This is a genomic window from Streptomyces coacervatus (genome assembly GCF_029223485.1).
Taxonomy (GTDB): Bacteria; Actinomycetota; Actinomycetes; order Streptomycetales; family Streptomycetaceae; genus Streptomyces; species Streptomyces coacervatus.
In genome coordinates this window covers 329710-345336 of sequence record NZ_JARHTP010000010.1, presented here as the reverse complement: position 1 = coordinate 345336, position 15627 = coordinate 329710, and the positions used below count along the sequence as shown (strand labels likewise).

General features: G+C 71.1%; 16 protein-coding genes. 9 read left to right on the top strand and 7 right to left on the bottom strand.

The annotated features are described in order from the left end of the window. The first annotated feature begins 63 nt into the window (after window positions 1-63). Together P2Q00_RS25940 and P2Q00_RS25935 are read left to right on the top strand one after the other, a co-directional pair. Entirely contained in the window at window positions 64-486 is a 423-nt protein-coding gene (locus tag P2Q00_RS25940; protein WP_275775126.1) for a DnaJ family domain-containing protein, read from the top strand. A 91-nt stretch (window positions 487-577) separates the two neighbouring features. Continuing rightward, window positions 578-1072 carry a GNAT family N-acetyltransferase gene (locus P2Q00_RS25935; RefSeq protein WP_275775125.1) on the top strand — a complete coding sequence of 165 codons (495 nt, stop codon included), beginning with the start codon at window positions 578-580 and terminating at the stop codon, window positions 1070-1072. Here P2Q00_RS25935 and P2Q00_RS25930 read toward each other — a convergent pair. After that, window positions 1065-3146 carry an MDR family MFS transporter gene (locus P2Q00_RS25930; protein WP_275775124.1) on the bottom strand — a complete coding sequence of 694 codons (2082 nt, stop codon included), beginning with the start codon at window positions 3144-3146 and terminating at the stop codon, window positions 1065-1067. The two genes, P2Q00_RS25935 and P2Q00_RS25930, sit on opposite strands and share 8 nt — an antisense overlap. A gap of 168 nt (window positions 3147-3314) precedes the next feature. Here P2Q00_RS25930 and P2Q00_RS25925 point away from each other — a divergent pair, with 168 nt between their 5' ends. Beyond that, entirely contained in the window at window positions 3315-4310 is a 996-nt protein-coding gene (locus tag P2Q00_RS25925; RefSeq protein WP_275775122.1) for a peptidoglycan-binding domain-containing protein, read from the top strand. 112 nt (window positions 4311-4422) lie between these two features. Here the strand turns inward: P2Q00_RS25925 and P2Q00_RS25920 are convergent, their stop codons facing one another. After that, a complete protein-coding gene (locus P2Q00_RS25920; RefSeq protein ID WP_275775120.1) occupies window positions 4423-5091 on the bottom strand; it encodes an HAD family hydrolase in 669 nt (222 codons plus the stop codon). A 146-nt stretch (window positions 5092-5237) separates the two neighbouring features. Continuing rightward, window positions 5238-5819, bottom strand: coding sequence for a TMEM165/GDT1 family protein (locus P2Q00_RS25915; protein ID WP_275775119.1), 582 nt, complete (start codon window positions 5817-5819; stop codon window positions 5238-5240). Between the two features lie 352 nt (window positions 5820-6171). Between P2Q00_RS25915 and P2Q00_RS25910 the strand changes: the two genes are divergently transcribed. From P2Q00_RS25910 to P2Q00_RS25890, 5 genes are all read left to right on the top strand, one after another. Further along, window positions 6172-6816 (top strand): HNH endonuclease family protein, encoded by a 645-nt coding sequence (locus P2Q00_RS25910; RefSeq protein ID WP_275775118.1) that lies wholly within the window; start codon window positions 6172-6174, stop codon window positions 6814-6816. Window positions 6817-6908: 92 nt separating this feature from the next. Next, entirely contained in the window at window positions 6909-8543 is a 1635-nt protein-coding gene (locus P2Q00_RS25905; RefSeq protein ID WP_275775117.1) for an alkaline phosphatase D family protein, read from the top strand. Between the two features lie 136 nt (window positions 8544-8679). Next, the gene (locus tag P2Q00_RS25900) at window positions 8680-10596 is read left to right on the top strand and encodes an FAD/NAD(P)-binding protein (protein ID WP_275775116.1); all 1917 of its coding nucleotides are present in this window, start codon (window positions 8680-8682) and stop codon (window positions 10594-10596) included. A 79-nt stretch (window positions 10597-10675) separates the two neighbouring features. Beyond that, on the top strand, window positions 10676-11131 hold the full coding sequence (locus tag P2Q00_RS25895) for a DoxX family protein (RefSeq protein ID WP_275775115.1): 456 nt from the start codon (window positions 10676-10678) through the stop codon (window positions 11129-11131). A 191-nt stretch (window positions 11132-11322) separates the two neighbouring features. After that, on the top strand, window positions 11323-11934 hold the full coding sequence (locus P2Q00_RS25890; protein ID WP_275775113.1) for a DedA family protein: 612 nt from the start codon (window positions 11323-11325) through the stop codon (window positions 11932-11934). Between the two features lie 89 nt (window positions 11935-12023). Here the strand turns inward: P2Q00_RS25890 and P2Q00_RS25885 are convergent, their stop codons facing one another. Continuing rightward, window positions 12024-12260 carry a DUF2277 domain-containing protein gene (locus P2Q00_RS25885; RefSeq protein ID WP_275775112.1) on the bottom strand — a complete coding sequence of 79 codons (237 nt, stop codon included), beginning with the start codon at window positions 12258-12260 and terminating at the stop codon, window positions 12024-12026. Window positions 12261-12355: 95 nt separating this feature from the next. On the opposite strand from P2Q00_RS25885, the gene P2Q00_RS25880 reads away from it, so the two are divergent. Further along, complete coding sequence (locus P2Q00_RS25880) at window positions 12356-13258, top strand: ketopantoate reductase family protein (protein WP_275775111.1); 903 nt, start codon at window positions 12356-12358, stop codon at window positions 13256-13258. Here the strand turns inward: P2Q00_RS25880 and P2Q00_RS25875 are convergent. From P2Q00_RS25875 to P2Q00_RS25865, 3 genes are read right to left on the bottom strand one after another with little or no spacing between them, the layout of a single operon-like run. After that, window positions 13251-13796, bottom strand: coding sequence for a GNAT family N-acetyltransferase (locus P2Q00_RS25875; protein ID WP_275775110.1), 546 nt, complete (start codon window positions 13794-13796; stop codon window positions 13251-13253). The genes P2Q00_RS25880 and P2Q00_RS25875 overlap by 8 nt on opposite strands. A 47-nt stretch (window positions 13797-13843) precedes the next feature. After that, complete coding sequence (locus P2Q00_RS25870) at window positions 13844-14848, bottom strand: MerR family transcriptional regulator (RefSeq protein WP_275775109.1); 1005 nt, start codon at window positions 14846-14848, stop codon at window positions 13844-13846. A gap of 18 nt (window positions 14849-14866) precedes the next feature. After that, window positions 14867-15535 carry a HEAT repeat domain-containing protein gene (locus P2Q00_RS25865; protein ID WP_275775108.1) on the bottom strand — a complete coding sequence of 223 codons (669 nt, stop codon included), beginning with the start codon at window positions 15533-15535 and terminating at the stop codon, window positions 14867-14869. Window positions 15536-15627: the final 92 nt, after the last annotated feature.

Here is a 15627-nt window from a genome sequence, read left to right as displayed (position 1 = left end):
TGTCCTTACACAGCGGCCGCATGATAAATCGCCCGGGCCTGCCGCGTCCGGCACAATGGAGTCATGACCGAGCGAAAGCCACCGGGTGTGCCGTTCGAGTCCTGGGTCGACAAACAGATCCGCGACGCCGAGAGGCGCGGCGAATTCACCCACCTTTCCGGCGCGGGCAAGCCGTTGCCCCCGGGCACCGACACCTCGTACGACGAACTGTGGTGGATCAAACAGAAGATGGCCCGCGAGGGCCTCTCCGTGCTGCCGCCCACGCTCGCCCTGCGCAAGGAGGCCGAGGACGCGCTCGCGGCGGCGTATGCGGCACCCTCGGAGCGGATCGCACGGAAGATCGTCACGGACGTCAACGTCAAGATCCGCGACATGATGTTCAAGCCGCCGCCCGGCCCTCCGCTCGGTATGAAGCCGTACGACGTCGACGAGGTCGCACGGGAGTGGCGGGAGCGCCGGACGGCTTCGGCTTCGGCTTCAGCTTAGGGCGGATCAACCGCGTAGGAGTCGTTCCGCCAGGTCCCGGGCACACATATCCGGTTGCGTTCCCCGCACACCGTCTCCGCAGAATGAGCGGATGACCTGGACGATCGCCCCGGAACCCTACGACTCCCCCGTCGCCGCAGCCCTCTGGCGGGCGTACTACACGGAGGTCAGCGACCGCTGGTACCTCCTGCACGAGGGGCGGCGGACGGATCCGGGCGAGCTGGAGCGGGAGATCGCGGCCCGCACCGGTGCCGAACTCGCCCCGCCGAGCGGGCAGTTGCTGGTCGGGCGGTACGAGGGTGAGGCCGCCGGGTCGGCGGGCGTACGGCTGCTGAATGCCGCGACGGCCGAGCTCACCCGGGTGTTCGTGTCCGAGGGGATGCGCGGCAAGGGCGGCGCCCCGCTCCTCGTGCGCGCCGCCGAGGAGGCCGCCCGAGCCCTCGGCGCCCGGCAGTTGCTCCTCGACACCCGCGGTGACCTGGTCGAGGCCCGCGCCCTGTACGCACGGCTCGGCTACAGCGAGACCGAGCCGCACAACGACGACAAGTACGCCGAGCACTGGTTCCGCAAGGACCTGCTCAACTGACCCGCTCCACCGATCCGTTGTGCGGCTGCTCCCGGTCCGAGCCGCACATCTCGTCGGTCAGCTCCTTGACCAGGCGGTTCAGGTCGGTCGGGCGGTCCGGGCCCCACCAGTCGCCGAGCAGTTGCGCGAATGACTCCTCACGGGCCTGTGCAAGCCGTTCGGCGACCACGCGGCCCTGCTCGGTGAGGATCAGGTCGAGGCCCTCACGGGTGGCCAGGCGCCGTTCCTCGATCTGCCGAGCGGCGGCGATGACGACCTGCAGCGGCACCGCGCTGCGCTCGGCGAGCACGCCGGGCTCGGCCCAGCCGTGCTTCTTGATCCGCAGCAGCAGCCAGCTCGCCGCGGGCAGCAGGTCGTAGCCCGCCCGTTCGGTGATCTTCCGGTAGACCTCGCGCCGGCCATCCCGGGTGCCGAGCAGGGACAGCGCGCGGCACACCTCGTCGTACGAGGACCGCTCGACCGGATTGCTGGCAAGGGTCTCCGTGACGTCGGGCGCGGTGACCGAGCCGCGCAGCTTGTCCTCCTTGAGGAACCAGGCCAGTACGAAGCCGAGGAGGGCGACGGGGGCGGCGTAGAGGAAGACGTCGGTGATGGCCGCGGCGTACGCGTGCAGGGCGGGTCCGCGCAGATCGGGTGGCAGTGAGGCGATGCCACGCGGGTCGGACTTGAGCGAGTCCGCGGAGACGCCGGCGGGGAGCCGGACGCCCCGGAAGGCGGCCGTCAGCTTGTCGCCGAGGCGGCTCGCGAAGACCGTGCCGAAGATCGCCACGCCGAAGGAGGCGCCGATCGAGCGGAAGAAAGTGGCGCCCGAGGTGGCGACACCGAGATCCTCGTAGGAGACGGCGTTCTGCACGATGAGGACCAGCACCTGCATGACCAGGCCGAGTCCGAGGCCGAAGACGAAGAAGTCCACGCTCATCACGGCCGTGGAGCTGTTCTCGTCGAGCTGGTGGAGGAGGAGCAGACCGAGGGCGGTGATGCCGGTGCCCGCGATCGGGAACACCTTCCAGCGGCCGGTGCGGCTGACGATCTGGCCGGAGGCGGTGGACGACAGCAGCATGCCGAACACCATCGGCAGCATATGCACACCGGACATGGTGGGCGTCACGCCCTGGACGACCTGGAGGAAGGTCGGCAGATAGGTCATCGCGCCGAACATGGCGAAGCCGACGATGAAGCTGATGACCGCGGAGAGGGCGAAGGTTCGGATGCGGAACAGCTTGAGCGGGAGGACGGGTTCGGCGGCCCTGCGCTCCACGGCCACGAACGCCACGGTCAGTCCGACGCCGAGCACGATCAGCCCGATGATCTGCGCCGAACCCCAGCCCCAGGTCGTCCCGCCGAGGGAGGCGACCAGGATCAGACTGGTGGCGACCGCGGCGATCAGGAAGGTGCCGAGGTAGTCGATGACATGCTTCGTGGCCTTGCGCGGGATGCGCAGTGCGGTCGCGATCACGGCGAGGGCGACGACTCCGACGGGCAGGTTGACGTAGAAGACCCAGCGCCAGCTGAGGTGTTGGGTGAACAGCCCGCCGAGCAGCGGCCCCAGGACACTCGTCGCACCGAAGACGGCTCCGAACAGCCCCTGATAACGCCCGCGTTCACGCGGCGCGACGACATCCCCGACGATCGCCATCGACAGCACCATCAACCCGCCGCCGCCCAGCCCCTGCACCGCCCGGAAGGCGATCAACTGGGGCATGTTCTGCGCCATTCCGCACAGAGCCGAGCCGGCGAGAAAAATCACGATCGCGATCTGGAACAGTCGCTTCCGTCCGTACTGGTCACCGAGCTTGCCCCACAGCGGGGTCGCGGCGGTCGAGGCCAGCAGATACGCGGTGACCACCCAGGACAGGTGCTCCAGACCGCCGAGGTCGCTGACGATGGTGGGCAGCGCGGTCGACACGATGGTCTGGTCGAGAGCGGCGAGCAGCATCCCGAGGAGCAGGGCACCGATCGAGACGAGAACGTTCCCGGACACATGCTCCTGGGCGGCACTGCCCCGCTGCGGGGGCTTCGAGGGCGGCTGTGCGTCACGCACATTCCCTGTCATACCGTGCGCATCCCCGGCCATGAAGACCTCCCGCGGCTCTCGTTACACGTCCATGGTGATCGGTGTGACCGGTTATGGCCTGTTGAGTCCTGTTGGAAGCCGATATTCCGGGGGCTACGGCCACGGCGTGGAGACGATCTGGATAACCTCTGGAGTTCGCGAGGGGAGCGTGAAGGGAGGGATGAACACGTGACAGACCCGAAAGGTCACCAGTGCCCGGAGTGCGGGGCGCCCAGAGAGGCGGACAACACCCCGTCCTGCGGCTGCACTCAACGGGCGTCCGACGCCCTGCGCGACGCCCGTACGGCCGAGCAGGCCGCGGCGGAGGACTTCGATCCGCTGCGAATACGGCCGTATGTGGAGCTGGAGGGCGACGGGGCCGCTGCCGAGCAGCCGGCGGTGCCGCCCGTCGAGGCGACGATGCCGCTGCGGCCGGTGCCGCCCGAGCCCGTGAGCCCCGTGGTGCCGAACACCGACGACCTGCGCCTGTTCGAGAGCGGAGGCCCGGCGGACACGCACGCCAAGGACTTCGAGGACCACGAGCACTACGAGGACTACGAATACGACGACGCAGCGCACCGGAAGCGCCGCAGACTCCGTACCGTGCTGCTCGGCGCCGGCGGGGCCGTCGTGTCGGTGCTGGCGGCGGCCGGACTTGCGAGCGGACTCTTCTCCTACGAGACGCCCTCACGGCACGACACCGCGCTGCCCGACGACGTACGGGCGAGCGTGCCCGACGCATCGTCGAGCGAGGCGTCCGTGCCGCCCTCGCGGAACACCACGTCCGTACGGCCGTCCGCACCGCCGGCACCGGCGGTCAGCGCAAGCCCGTCGCTCTCCCCGTCCCCGTCGGCGACAAGCGCCTCACCGAGCCCGTCCCGCTCGGCCAAGCCGACGACGACCCCGCCGACTGCCACCGCCAGCGGCAGCATCGGGACGACCGACACCGCCACGACTGCACCACCCGTCCTGCGCCGCGGTTCCCAGGGCCCCGAGGTGAAGGAACTGGAACTGCGCCTGACCCAGCTCGGCCTCTACACCCGACAGGCGACCGGGCACTACAACGAGGGCGTCGAGGACGCGGTCAGCAGATACCAGTGGGCGCGGGGGATCCAGGGCGACGAACTGGGCGTGTACGGCGCCGAGACGCGAGCATGGCTGGAATCGGAGACGACGGAGCCCTGACTGTGCGTAGCCTGCGGGCAGTCGTGCCGCTGGGGCGGCACGGGTGGGCGCAGGCGGCACCCCGCCAGCGCGGGCGAGCGAACCCACCCCCGCACTCCAGCGCCGGCGCCGGTCACCCGACGTACAGCCGAATCCCCCCGCCCGACACAGCCTCGACCCGCACACGCGTCAGATCCCGCACCACCACATCCGGCTCATGAAGATCCGCCCGCGCACCAACCCCGACAACCCGCATCCCCGCGGAGCGCCCCGCCTGGATCCCGGCCGCGGAGTCCTCGAAGACAATGCAGTCGACCGGGTCGACCCCCAGCTCAGCGGCCCCCTTGAGGAACCCCTCAGGATCCGGCTTACTGGCGCCGACAGACTCGGCGGTCACACACACATCCGGCAGCGACAGCCCCGCCGCCCCCATCCGCGCCGTGGCGAGGGCCAGGTCCGCCGAGGTCACCAGGGCATGCGGAAGGCCCTGCAGGGAGGCGAGGAACTCGGGAGCACCCGGGATCGGGACCACGCCGTCCAGATCGGCGGTCTCCTCGGCCAGCATCCGCGCGTTGTCGGCGAGGTTCTGCTCCATGGGGCGGTCGGGCAGCAGCAGCGCCATGGAGGCGTAGCCCTGGCGTCCGTGCACCACCTTCATGATCTCGACGGCGTCCAGCCCGTGCCGCTCGGCCCAGCGCCGCCAGATGCGCTCTACGGCGGCGTCGGAGTTCACGAGGGTGCCGTCCATGTCCAGCAGGAGGGCGCGGGCGGTGAGGACGGTGGGCACGGTGGTGACCGTCATCGGCAGCTCCAGGGCAGAGATGAGGAGACAAGGCGGCCCCGCCCGCCGGTCAGGGAAAACGGGCGGGAGCCACTTTGTTCCTACACGGTACAAAACCAGGCCGTCATCCGCCACCGCATCCGGCAACAGTTCACCGACCGTTCAGCTCAGCCGCTCACGGCCTCCCACAGACTCCACCCGCCGAGCGCCAGCATCAGCAGCGCCGCGATCTTCGTGATCAGAGCCAGCGGCACCCGCTTCATCAGCGCCTTCCCGCCGACGATCCCGAGCCCGGCCACGGCCCACAGCGCCAGCACCGCCCCCAGGCCGACGGAGAGCGGGTCGTCGTAACGGGCCGCGAGGTTCGCCGTCATGATCTGGGTCAGGTCCCCGAACTCGGCGACCAGGATGAGCATGAATCCGGTACCGGCGACCTTCCAGAAGGACTGGTTCTCGGGCCGCCGGATCTCCCCCTCGTCCTCGCCCCTCTTCATGAGCAGCACCGCAGCGCCCCCGAGGAACAGCACTCCGGTCAACGCGTGCACGATCCGCTGCGGCAGCAGCGTCAGCACACTGCCGGCCGCGACGGCGAGTGCGACATGCAGGGCGAAGGCGGCGGCGACGCCGGCGAAGACGTAGGAGGCGCGGTAGCGGGTGCCCAGCACCAGCCCGGCGAGCGCGGTCTTGTCCGGCAGTTCGGCAAGGAAGACGACGCCGAAGACGAGCGCCGTGACGGTGAAGCTGATCAAGGTTCCTCAATCGGTCGGGGCTGCCCCACCGAGAGTGTGACTGCTGTGCGCGGACACCTCGGCATGGCAGCACACATGGGTGCACTGCTTGCCGAAGGTCTCGCTGGCGAGGTCCACAGGGACCCGCCTCCGGGCGCCGGCTCAGACGAGCTGAGCAGTATGTCGACGGTCCGGCGAAGAGCTACTCCCCTTCTGCGCCACCCAGGGTACGCGAGAGAAAGTTCGACCGTAAAGCTTGTCGTGTCATGAACACGTCACTAGCTTCTTACCGAACACTCACCTTCCGGCAACACGACGCGGCGAGCATTCCATCGCCCGCACCTCAACGCCCCCACACCCCCAGGGAGTTCGCATGCCGAAGTTCTACGCGCGTCGACGGCTCAGCATACTCGCGGCTCTTACCGGACTCATAGCCTCCGTCGGACTTTTCAACAGCCCGACCGCCTCCGCCGCGCTCCCCACCCCGGTCAGCGCCGCCACCGCCCGCACCTACCTCGCCTCGCTGACCGTGGCGACCGAGGACCGCACGGGCTACCAGCGGTCCCTGTTCCCGACGTGGGACACCATCAGCGGCACCTGCAACACCCGTGAGTGGATCCTCAAGCGGGACGGCTCGAACGTCGTCACCAACTCCGCCTGCACCGCCACCAGCGGCAGCTGGTACTCGGTCTACGACGGCGCCACCTGGACCGCCGCCTCCGACGTCGACATCGACCACCTCGTGCCGCTCGCCGAGGCCTGGGACTCCGGCGCCAGCCAGTGGACCACGTCCGAGCGCGAGGGCTTCGCCAACGACATCACCCGCCCGCAGCTCCTCGCCGTCACGGACAACGTCAACCAGTCCAAGGGCGACAAGGACCCGGCCGAGTGGATGCCCCCGCTCAGCTCGTACGCCTGCACCTACGTCCGCGCCTGGGTCCAGGTGAAGTACTACTACGACCTCTCCGTCGACTCGGCGGAGAAGAGCAAGCTGAGCTCGGTCCTCAGCGGCTGCTGATCTCGCGGATGATCCGGCGGATTCTGTAAAGGAACCTCCCCCTCCACCTCCGTCGTTCCGTACCGTACGGGGCGACGGAGGAGGGCGTCACCGTGGCCGAACTGCGCCTGGGTCCACTGCTGAGGTATGCCGACGGTTCGTCCGCGACCGTCTGGGTCGAGGCGAGCCGGCCGTGCACCGCCGAGGTGCGCTGCGCGGACGGCGCCCGCGGCGAGACCCGCACCTTCCAGGTCGCGGGCCATCACTACGCCCTCGTGCCGGTCAGCGGCCTCACGCCGGGCACGACGACGCCGTACGACGTCCTCCTCGACGGCACGCGCGTGTGGCCGCTGCCCGGCTCCTCGGAGAGGTTCCCGCCCTCCGTCATCCGCACCGCGGACGGCGACGACGGCGTCCGCGTCACCTTCGGCTCCTGCCGCTGGGCCGCGCCGCCCGCCGACGAACACGACCCCGTCGGCCCCGACGCCCTGGACACCCTCGCCGCGCGCATCGCGGCCGACCCGGACGGCGAACGGCCGGACGTGCTGCTGCTGTTGGGCGACCAGGTGTACGCCGACGAGACCTCGGAGGCGACCCGCCGCTGGCTGGCCGCCCGCCGCGACCTGAGCGACCCGCCGGGCAACGAGGTCGCGGACTACGAGGAGTACACCCGCCTCTACTACGAGTCCTGGCTCGACCCCGAGGTGCGCTGGCTGCTGTCCACCGTGCCGAGCTGCATGATCTTCGACGACCACGACGTCATCGACGACTGGAACACCTCCGCCGCCTGGCTCGACGACATGCGGGCCACCCCCTGGTGGCGGGAGCGGCTGCTCAGCGGGCTGATGTCGTACTGGGTGCACCAGCATCTGGGGAACCTGTCGCCGGCCGAGCTGGCCGCCGACCCGCTCTACGCCGTCGTACGCGAACTCCCCGACGCCACCGACGAGTTGCGCGCCTTCGCCTGCAAGGCCGACGGCGACCCGGCCTCCGTGCGCTGGAGCTACCGGCGCGACTTCGGCCGCGTACGCCTGCTGATGGTGGACACCCGGGCGGCCCGTGTCCTGGACGAGGAGAGCCGCGCGATGCTCGACCCGGGGGAGGCCCAGTGGCTGCGCGAACAGGCCCTCCAGGAACGCGGGTCGTACGACCACCTCCTCATCGGCACCTCCCTGCCCTGGCTGCTGCCGCACCTGGTGCACGACGCCGAGGCGTGGAACGCGGCCCTGTGCCGGGGTGAGCGCGGGGCGCGCTGGGCGCGGTTCGGGGAGGATCTGCGGCGGCGGGCGGACCTGGAGCACTGGGCGGCCTTTCCGGCCTCCTTCGCCGCGCTGACCGAGCTGATCGCCGAGGCAGGTTCGGGGGCGGAGGCGCCGGCTTCGGTGCTCGTCCTGTCGGGAGACGTGCACCATGCGTACGTGGCCGAACCGGCCTGGCCGTCCGGCGCCCCGGACGCCCGTGTGCTGCAGCTGACCTGCTCCCCCGTCCACAACTCCATCCCCCTGTCCATACGGCTCGGCTTCCGCTTCGGCTGGAGTGCGGCGGCCCGCGCTCTCGGCCGACGGTTCGCCCGGCACGGGCGGTGCGGGCGGCCGCCGGTCGACTGGCGCAAGAAGGGCGGGCCTTGGTTCGGCAACCAGATCATGACGCTGACGCTGCGGGGCCGTTCGGCGCGGCTACGGCTGGAGCAGGCGCAGCCGGACAGCGTGCTGAAGACGGTGGAGGAGTCCGCCCTGACCCCCACATGAGCGACACATGAGTGACAAACGGGGTGACTGAGACTCGCGTTGGCTTCTGTTACTCCCGACGGCATGATGAGGCGGACCGTCCGCTTCCAGCGGGCGGTTTGCTGCCAAGCGCCCCACACGCCCGGGAGTCACCCCTTTGTCTGCACCGACCACGGAAACCCCCACCGTCTGCCTTGCCGTGGTCGGCGCCGGACCGCGCGGCACGAGCGTGCTGGAACGCCTCTGCGCCTCCGCGGAGGAGCTCCTCCCGCCGGGCGGGCGACTGACCGTCCATGTCGTCGACCCCGCGCCGCCGGGCCCCGGCAACGTGTGGCGCACCGCCCAGTCGCCCGAGCTGCTGATGAACACCGTGGCCTGCCAGGTGACCCTGTTCACCGACGACAGCGTGGACTGCTCGGGGCCGGTCCGGCCGGGCCCGAGCCTGTACGAGTGGGCGGGCGGCGGGCTGGGGGCGGACGAGTACCCGACCCGCGCCCAGTACGGCCGGTACCTGGAGTGGGTGTTCGCGAAGGTCGTGCGCGAGGCCCCGCCCGCCGTACGCGTCGAGACGCACCGGGCGCGTGCCGTACGGCTCGACGACGCCGAAGACGGCCGCCAGACCCTGACCCTCGACGACGGCGGCACCCTGTCCGGCCTGTCCGCTGTGGTCCTCGCCCAGGGCCACCTCCCGGCCGCCGCGGACGCGGAGCAGCGCCGCCTCGCGGACTACGCCGAGCGCCACGGCCTGCTCCACTTCCCGCCCGCCAATCCGGCCGACGTCGGCCTCTCCCCCATAGCCCCCGGCGAACCGGTGCTGCTGCGCGGCCTGGGCCTCAACTTCTTCGACCACACGGCCCTGTTGACCACGGGCCGGGGAGGCCGGTTCGTCTCCGGCCGCCACGGCCTGCGCTATGTGCCCTCCGGCCGCGAACCGCGTCTCTACGCCGGCTCCCGGCGCGGCATCCCGTACCAGGCGCGCGGCGACAACGCGAAGGGGCCGTACGGCCGGCACACCCCGCTCGTCCTCACCCCGGAGGTGATCGCGGGCTTCCGCAAGCGCGCGGACTCCGGCGAGGCGCCCGACTTCCTGGCCGAGATATGGCCGTTGGTGGCGAAGGAGGTGGAGACGGTCTACTACACGGCGCTGACCGGCAGTCCGGAGTTCGCGGACCGCTTCCTCGCCGTGCCCCATCGCGATCCCCAAGAGGCGTACGTACTCGACGAGTTCGGGGTCGCGGGCGATGAGCGCTGGAGCTGGGATCGCATCTCGCGACCGTATACGGAAGGGGAGTTCGAGGGCCCCCGGCAGTGGCGGGAGTGGCTGCTCGCGTATCTGCGCGAGGACGCGACGCAGGCCGCCCTGGGCAATGTGGACGGTCCGCTCAAGGCGGCCCTGGACGTGCTGCGCGACCTGCGCAACGAGCTGCGGCTGATCGTCGACCACGGCGGGCTCACCGGCGCCTCCCGCCGCGAGCACCTGGACCGCTGGTACACCCCGCTCAACGCCTTCCTCTCCATCGGCCCGCCCCGGCGGCGCATCGAGGAGCTGGCCGCGCTGGTGGAGGCGGGCGTGGTGGAGGTGCTCGGGCCGCGGCTGGAGGTACGGCCCGAGCAGGGGGCGTGGGTGGCGCGCTCCCCCGAGGTGCCGGGGTCGTCGGTGCGTGTGACAACCCTCATAGAGGCCCGCCTTCCGGAACCGGATCTGCGACGCACGGCCGATGAACTCCTCGCCCGGCTGCTGAAGACGGGACAGTGCCGGCCGCACACCGTCGACGGTTACGAAACCGGAGGGCTGGACGTAACAGAGCGGCCGTATCGTCTGACGGACCGTCAAGGCCGCGCGCATTCAAGGCGGTTCGCCTTCGGGGTGCCCACGGAGGGCGTGCACTGGGTGACCGCGGCAGGGGCCCGGCCAGGAGTGGATTCGGTCACACTTTCGGACGCGGATGCGGTGGCCAGAGCGCTGCTACGTGCGGCTGCGGGCGAAACAGAGCTGGAAGCGGAACCGGAAGCGGAATCCGACGCCCGGGAGCCCGATGGCCGAATGTTGAACTTGCAAGCATCGATTAGGTAGACCTAACGTAGATGACTCACTCGGCTCGTCCCCAGACCGGTCCGCTCCGGACCGGCCCGACCGAAGGAGTACCCCCCACATGACTGCTCGCCTCAACAACGCCCAGCCGTACGCGCTCGGGCTGTTCCGCATCGTCGTCGGCCTGCTCTTCGCCTGCCACGGCGCCGCCGCGCTCTTCGGCGTCCTCGGCGGTGCGGCCGGCACCAACGGCGGCACGGTCCCCGCCGGCACCTGGCCGTTCTGGTACGCGGCCGTCATCCAGCTGGTCGGCGGCGTCCTCGTGCTGCTCGGCCTGGCTACGCGCGTAGCGGCCTTCATAGCCTCGGGCTCGATGGCGTACGCCTACTTCAAGGTGCACCAGCCGGGCGCCCTGTGGCCGATGGAGAACGGCGGCGAGGCCTCGGCGATGTTCTGCTGGGCCCTTCTGCTGCTGGTCTTCACCGGCTCCGGCGCCTTCGGCCTGGACCGGCTCTTCGCCAGGCGCTCGACGGCACAGGGCAGGACGACGGCGGAGCAGGCGCCGGTCGCTGCCTGATCGTGGGCGCCGGTCCCTTGAACCCAAGGGACCGGCGCCCGAGTGAACGTCCTGTGGCGATCACACGCGCCCCCCTTGAAACTCCTGTCACACCCCAGGCGTACGCTGTATGGCTGTCATGGCCGCCCTTGCCGCTCCCTCGCGACGTCGCGGCACGGTCTGGCCCACGGGGGAGTCACGGGGAGTTCGCAGTGCTGGAGAGTGTGGGGTCGCTGACCGGCGGCCCATGGATCTACGCCTTGGTGGCGCTGTCGGTCCTGCTTGATGTGTTCGTGCCCGTGCTGCCGAGCGGGGTGCTGGTGATCACGGCCGCCACGGCTGCGGCCGCGGGCTCGGCGACCGGCCAGGTGGGGCACACCGTCCCCGACATCCTGGCGCTGACCTTCTGCGCGGCCACCGCCTCCGTCCTCGGCGACCTGGTGGCGTACCGGCTGGCCTGGCGCGGCGGCGACCGGCTGGACCGCGCGATCGCCCGCTCACGCCGCCTGACCACCGCGCAGGAACGTCTCGGCGCGGCACTGGCCCGCGGCGGCGGGGCCCTGGTCATCCTCGCCCGCTTCGCCCCGGCCGGCCGCTCGGTCGTTTCCCTCGGCGCGGGCGCCGCCCACCGCCGCGCCCGCGACTTCCTCCCCTGGTCCGCCCTCGCCGGGCTGGCCTGGGCGGCATACAGCGTGGCGCTCGGGTACTACGGCGGACAGTGGCTGGGTACGACCTGGCTGGCCACGGGGGTGTCGGTGCTGGCGCTGTTCGGGGCGGGGGCGGGAGCGGCGTATGTGATGCGGCGCCCGGCGAAGGCGTCGTAACGCAGGCTGGACGTCGTAACGCAGGCTGGACGTCCTGACGCGGGCCGGGCGATGACGCAGGCCGGGCGACCTGACGCCGGCCGGGCGTTTCAGGCGGGCGCCTTCTGTGCCTGCTGTTGCCCCCGTATCTCCAGACCGTCGAGCAGCGCCGCCGTGGCCTCGGCGATCGCGTCGACGGCGTGGTCGAAGACCTCCCGGTTGTGTGCGGCGGGCGCCCGGAACCCGGACACCTTCCGTACGAACTGCAGGGCGGCGGCCCTGATCTCTTCCTCCGTCGCCTCTTCGGGCAACGCGGGCGGGCGAAGTGTCTTGATGCTCCGGCACATGAGACCAGTCTCGCCCAACTCCCCGGCGCCTGCGATGATCCTTTCCGAGGCGGCCACCGTTCCCCGGGGCCGACCGACGAAGGGACAAATGAATCATGGCGAATGACGAACTCACCGTGGCCGTGCTCGGCCCCGGCGGCATCGGCGGCCTGCTCGCCGGGCTGCTGGCGCGCGCCGGTCACCGGGTGATCTGCCTGTCCGGCGAGAAGACCGCCGAGGCGCTGCGCACGGACGGCATCCGTGTCCGCAGCGGGCTGTTCGGCGACTTCACGGCCCGCGTCGACGCGGACACCGTCCTGCGCGAGCCGGTCGACGCGTGCCTGGTCGCGGTCAAGCACACCGCCCTGGACGCCGCCCTCGACCGCGTCCCGCCCACGGCCCTCGGCGACGCCCTCCTCGTACCGTTCCTGAACGGCGTCGAACACCCGGCGGCCCTGCGCGCCCGCTACCGCCCCGACCTGGTCGCCCCGGCCGTCATCCGCGTCGAGTCGACCCGCGTCGCGGCGGGGGTGATCGAGCACGGCAGCCCGTTCGCCGAGATCGACCTGACCGGTGACGGAGTGGACCGGGCCCGGCTCGACTCGCTGGCGCCGGCCCTCGACGCCGCCGGGCCGAAGACCCGCGTACTCGACGACGAGGCGTCCGCACTGTGGGCGAAGATGTCGTTCCTGGCACCGTTCGCGCTGCTCACCACCCGGTACGGGGTCCCGCTGGGTGACGTACGCACCCAGCACCGCGACGAACTGACGGCCCTGGTGGCGGAGACGGCCGCGGTCAGCCGCGCCTGCGGAGGCCCTGCCGATCCCGCGCAGGCGCTTGCCCGCTACGACGCCTTCCCACCCCGGACCAAGTCGTCCATGCAGCGCGACGCCGAGGCGGGGCGCCCGCTCGAACTGGACGCGATCGGCGGGGCGTTGCTGCGCTCGGCGGAGCGGCATGGGGTGCCCGTGCCCGTAACGGCAGAGGTGGTAAGGGAGTTGGAGACGACCACTAGGTGACGGTACGTCTGCTGTCGGCCTGGGTGAGTTCCACCCTCCAGTCGTTCGACGTCATCCAGTGCCCCTTGGGGTACTCGAAGTCGGCGGCCCCGAGCAGGGTGAACCCGGCCCGGCGGCAGACCCCGTTCGACGCCGGGTGATCGACGCTCGGGAACGCATGCAGACACCGGTGTCCCCCGTACGCCCGCGCCGCCTCGATGACGGCGCGGGCGGCCTCGGTCGCGAGTCCCCGGCCCTGAAACTCAGGCAGCACCCCCCACCCGGTCTCCCACACCGTCTCCCCGCGCCACTCCCGCTCCCAGAACCCGATCGAGCCGACGGTCTCCCCGCTGCCCGCCAGCGTGACGCGGTACGTGCACCCCGGCTCGACCGCCAGGTACCGCCGATGCCGGGCCTTCAGCTTGGCCTCGCTCTCGGGCCCGCCCAAGTGATCGGTCATCTCAGGGCTGTTGGTCCTTCGCAACAGCCAGAAGTCCCCCTCGCCCCAAGGCTCCAGCCGAACGGCCCCGACGTCGTTGTCCCCGTCCGCGATGTCCATGTTCCTCAGACTAGGACGAGGGTCTGACAATCCCTCGGCCCAGCAGATCACCGTGCATCGCGCAGCCGAAGAAGGTACGTCGCGGTCAGTGCAACGGCACGGTCCCCGTCCTGCGACAGCTCCACGAGGGCACGTGAGGCCGTGGTCCCCGGGATGTCCGCCAGCGCCTGGGTCAGACGTCCGCGTGCAGGGGCTTCGGTGGTGTCGCGGGCGAGGCGGTCGACGAGGCAGGTCGCGATCCGGTCGGCCGTCGCGGTGTCGCTCGCCAGGACGCTCAGTGCATCGGCGGCATCGGTGTCGTTCCTGCCGTCCACGATCATGTCGATGAGTGTCGGGAACACATCGGCCACTCCACGTGTGCCGAGTGCCAGAGCCGCGTACCCGCGGACCGCGACGTCGGGGTTCGCCAGGGCGTCGCGCAGCCGCGCGTCAGCCTCCTCACCGGGCAGCTCGGCAAGGGACCGAACGGCACGTTCCCGCACCGCGGCCACCGGTGCGGCAAGGCCCTCCGCGAGCAGGGCCGGGGCGCCGTCGCCCGATCGCGCCAGCGCCCATCTAAGGGCTCCGGCGACATTCGGCTCCGTCTCGCGCAGCGCCGCCTCGACCAGGGCCTCCACCGGAACCGGAACCTCGTCGGCCGAGGAAAGGGCCGCCCGCTGGCGCGCGTCGGCGCTCTTCGACCCAAGTGCCTGGAGGAGCGCAACGACCTGGAGGACGTCCTCCCAGTCGGCGGGTTCGGCGGCATCGATCCGACGGAGCCGCGTGAGCAACTCGGTCTCGGCCGCCAGGCGTTCGCGTGTCTGCCGGATGAGGTCGTCGACGAGCGCCGAGGGCGTGAAGCCGGGATCGTCGAGCGCGCGCCCGATCTCACGCAGCGACAGCCCCAGCGACCGCAGGCTCTCGATATGGAAGACCCGCCGGATGTCCTCGCCGGAGTACTCCCGATAGCCGGAGCCCGTACGGCCCGAGGGCCGCACCAGGCCGAGCGACTCGTAATGCCTGAGCATGCGGGCACTGACCCCGGACCGTCGCGCCACCTCACCGATCAACACTTCCTGTCGTCCCTCCTGTCATCCCTCTTGGGCGGAGCCGCCGAGCGCCAGGATGCGCTTCGCCTCCTCGATCGCGAACTCGAATCCGGTGTCCGGGTCGCGCAGCAGCCGCTGCGTGGCGAGCGCGTGCGCGCGCACGCGCGGGTCGGGGGCCGCCGTCGCGGGACGCAGCGCCGGCAGAACGGCCTCACCCAGCGCGACCAGGGCCCGGCTGAGACTCAGCTGCGTCTCCCGCCCACCGCGCCCGAGCTGGGTCGCCAGCGCCGCGGCCAGGGCGGACTCCTCGCCCTGCGGTACGAGCACGACCGCGGCCCGCCAGGCGCTCCGCGCCACCTCGTCGTCGGCGTCGGACAGCAGCGCCCGTGTGATCGCCGGCCACCCCTGCCGGTCCCCGATCTTGGACAGCGTATGCAGCGCCTGGCTCCGTGCCTGCGCACGCTCCGAGCGGACTTCGCGCAGCAGCTCGGGGAGCGTGTCGGACACCGGGTGGCGGGTGAGCGCCCAGGTCAGCATGTCCCGGACGAAGAACTCGGGCTCGATCCCGCACCGCTCGACGAGCTTGCCGACGAAGCGCGGGTCAGGCGTCGTACCGACCGCCAGGGCCGCCCGCAGCCGCACGGACGAACGGTCGTCCTCCAGCCCCCGGAGCGCTCGTATCGCATCCGCGTCCTGCCTGGTCATGGTCATCGGGACCACCTCCTCGGCAAGCAGTGAAGGCCTTGTCACCGTGTCAAGGTCAAACGGGGCCGGTGTGCGCGTCCTCGACCGTGCCTCACACA

Bases quoted from the DNA above. Each gene is read 5' to 3' on its own strand.
- P2Q00_RS25940 (WP_275775126.1), top strand. From the start codon at position 64: ATGACCGAGCGAAAGCCACCGGGTGTGCCGTTCGAGTCCTGGGTCGAC.
- P2Q00_RS25935 (WP_275775125.1), top strand. From the start codon at position 578: ATGACCTGGACGATCGCCCCGGAACCCTACGACTCCCCCGTCGCCGCA.
- P2Q00_RS25930 (WP_275775124.1), bottom strand. From the start codon at position 3,146: ATGGCCGGGGATGCGCACGGTATGACAGGGAATGTGCGTGACGCACAG.
- P2Q00_RS25920 (WP_275775120.1), bottom strand. From the start codon at position 5,091: ATGACGGTCACCACCGTGCCCACCGTCCTCACCGCCCGCGCCCTCCTG.
- P2Q00_RS25910 (WP_275775118.1), top strand. From the start codon at position 6,172: ATGCCGAAGTTCTACGCGCGTCGACGGCTCAGCATACTCGCGGCTCTT.
- P2Q00_RS25895 (WP_275775115.1), top strand. From the start codon at position 10,676: ATGACTGCTCGCCTCAACAACGCCCAGCCGTACGCGCTCGGGCTGTTC.
- P2Q00_RS25885 (WP_275775112.1), bottom strand. From the start codon at position 12,260: ATGTGCCGGAGCATCAAGACACTTCGCCCGCCCGCGTTGCCCGAAGAG.
- P2Q00_RS25880 (WP_275775111.1), top strand. From the start codon at position 12,356: ATGGCGAATGACGAACTCACCGTGGCCGTGCTCGGCCCCGGCGGCATC.
- P2Q00_RS25875 (WP_275775110.1), bottom strand. From the start codon at position 13,796: ATGGACATCGCGGACGGGGACAACGACGTCGGGGCCGTTCGGCTGGAG.
- P2Q00_RS25865 (WP_275775108.1), bottom strand. From the start codon at position 15,535: ATGACCATGACCAGGCAGGACGCGGATGCGATACGAGCGCTCCGGGGG.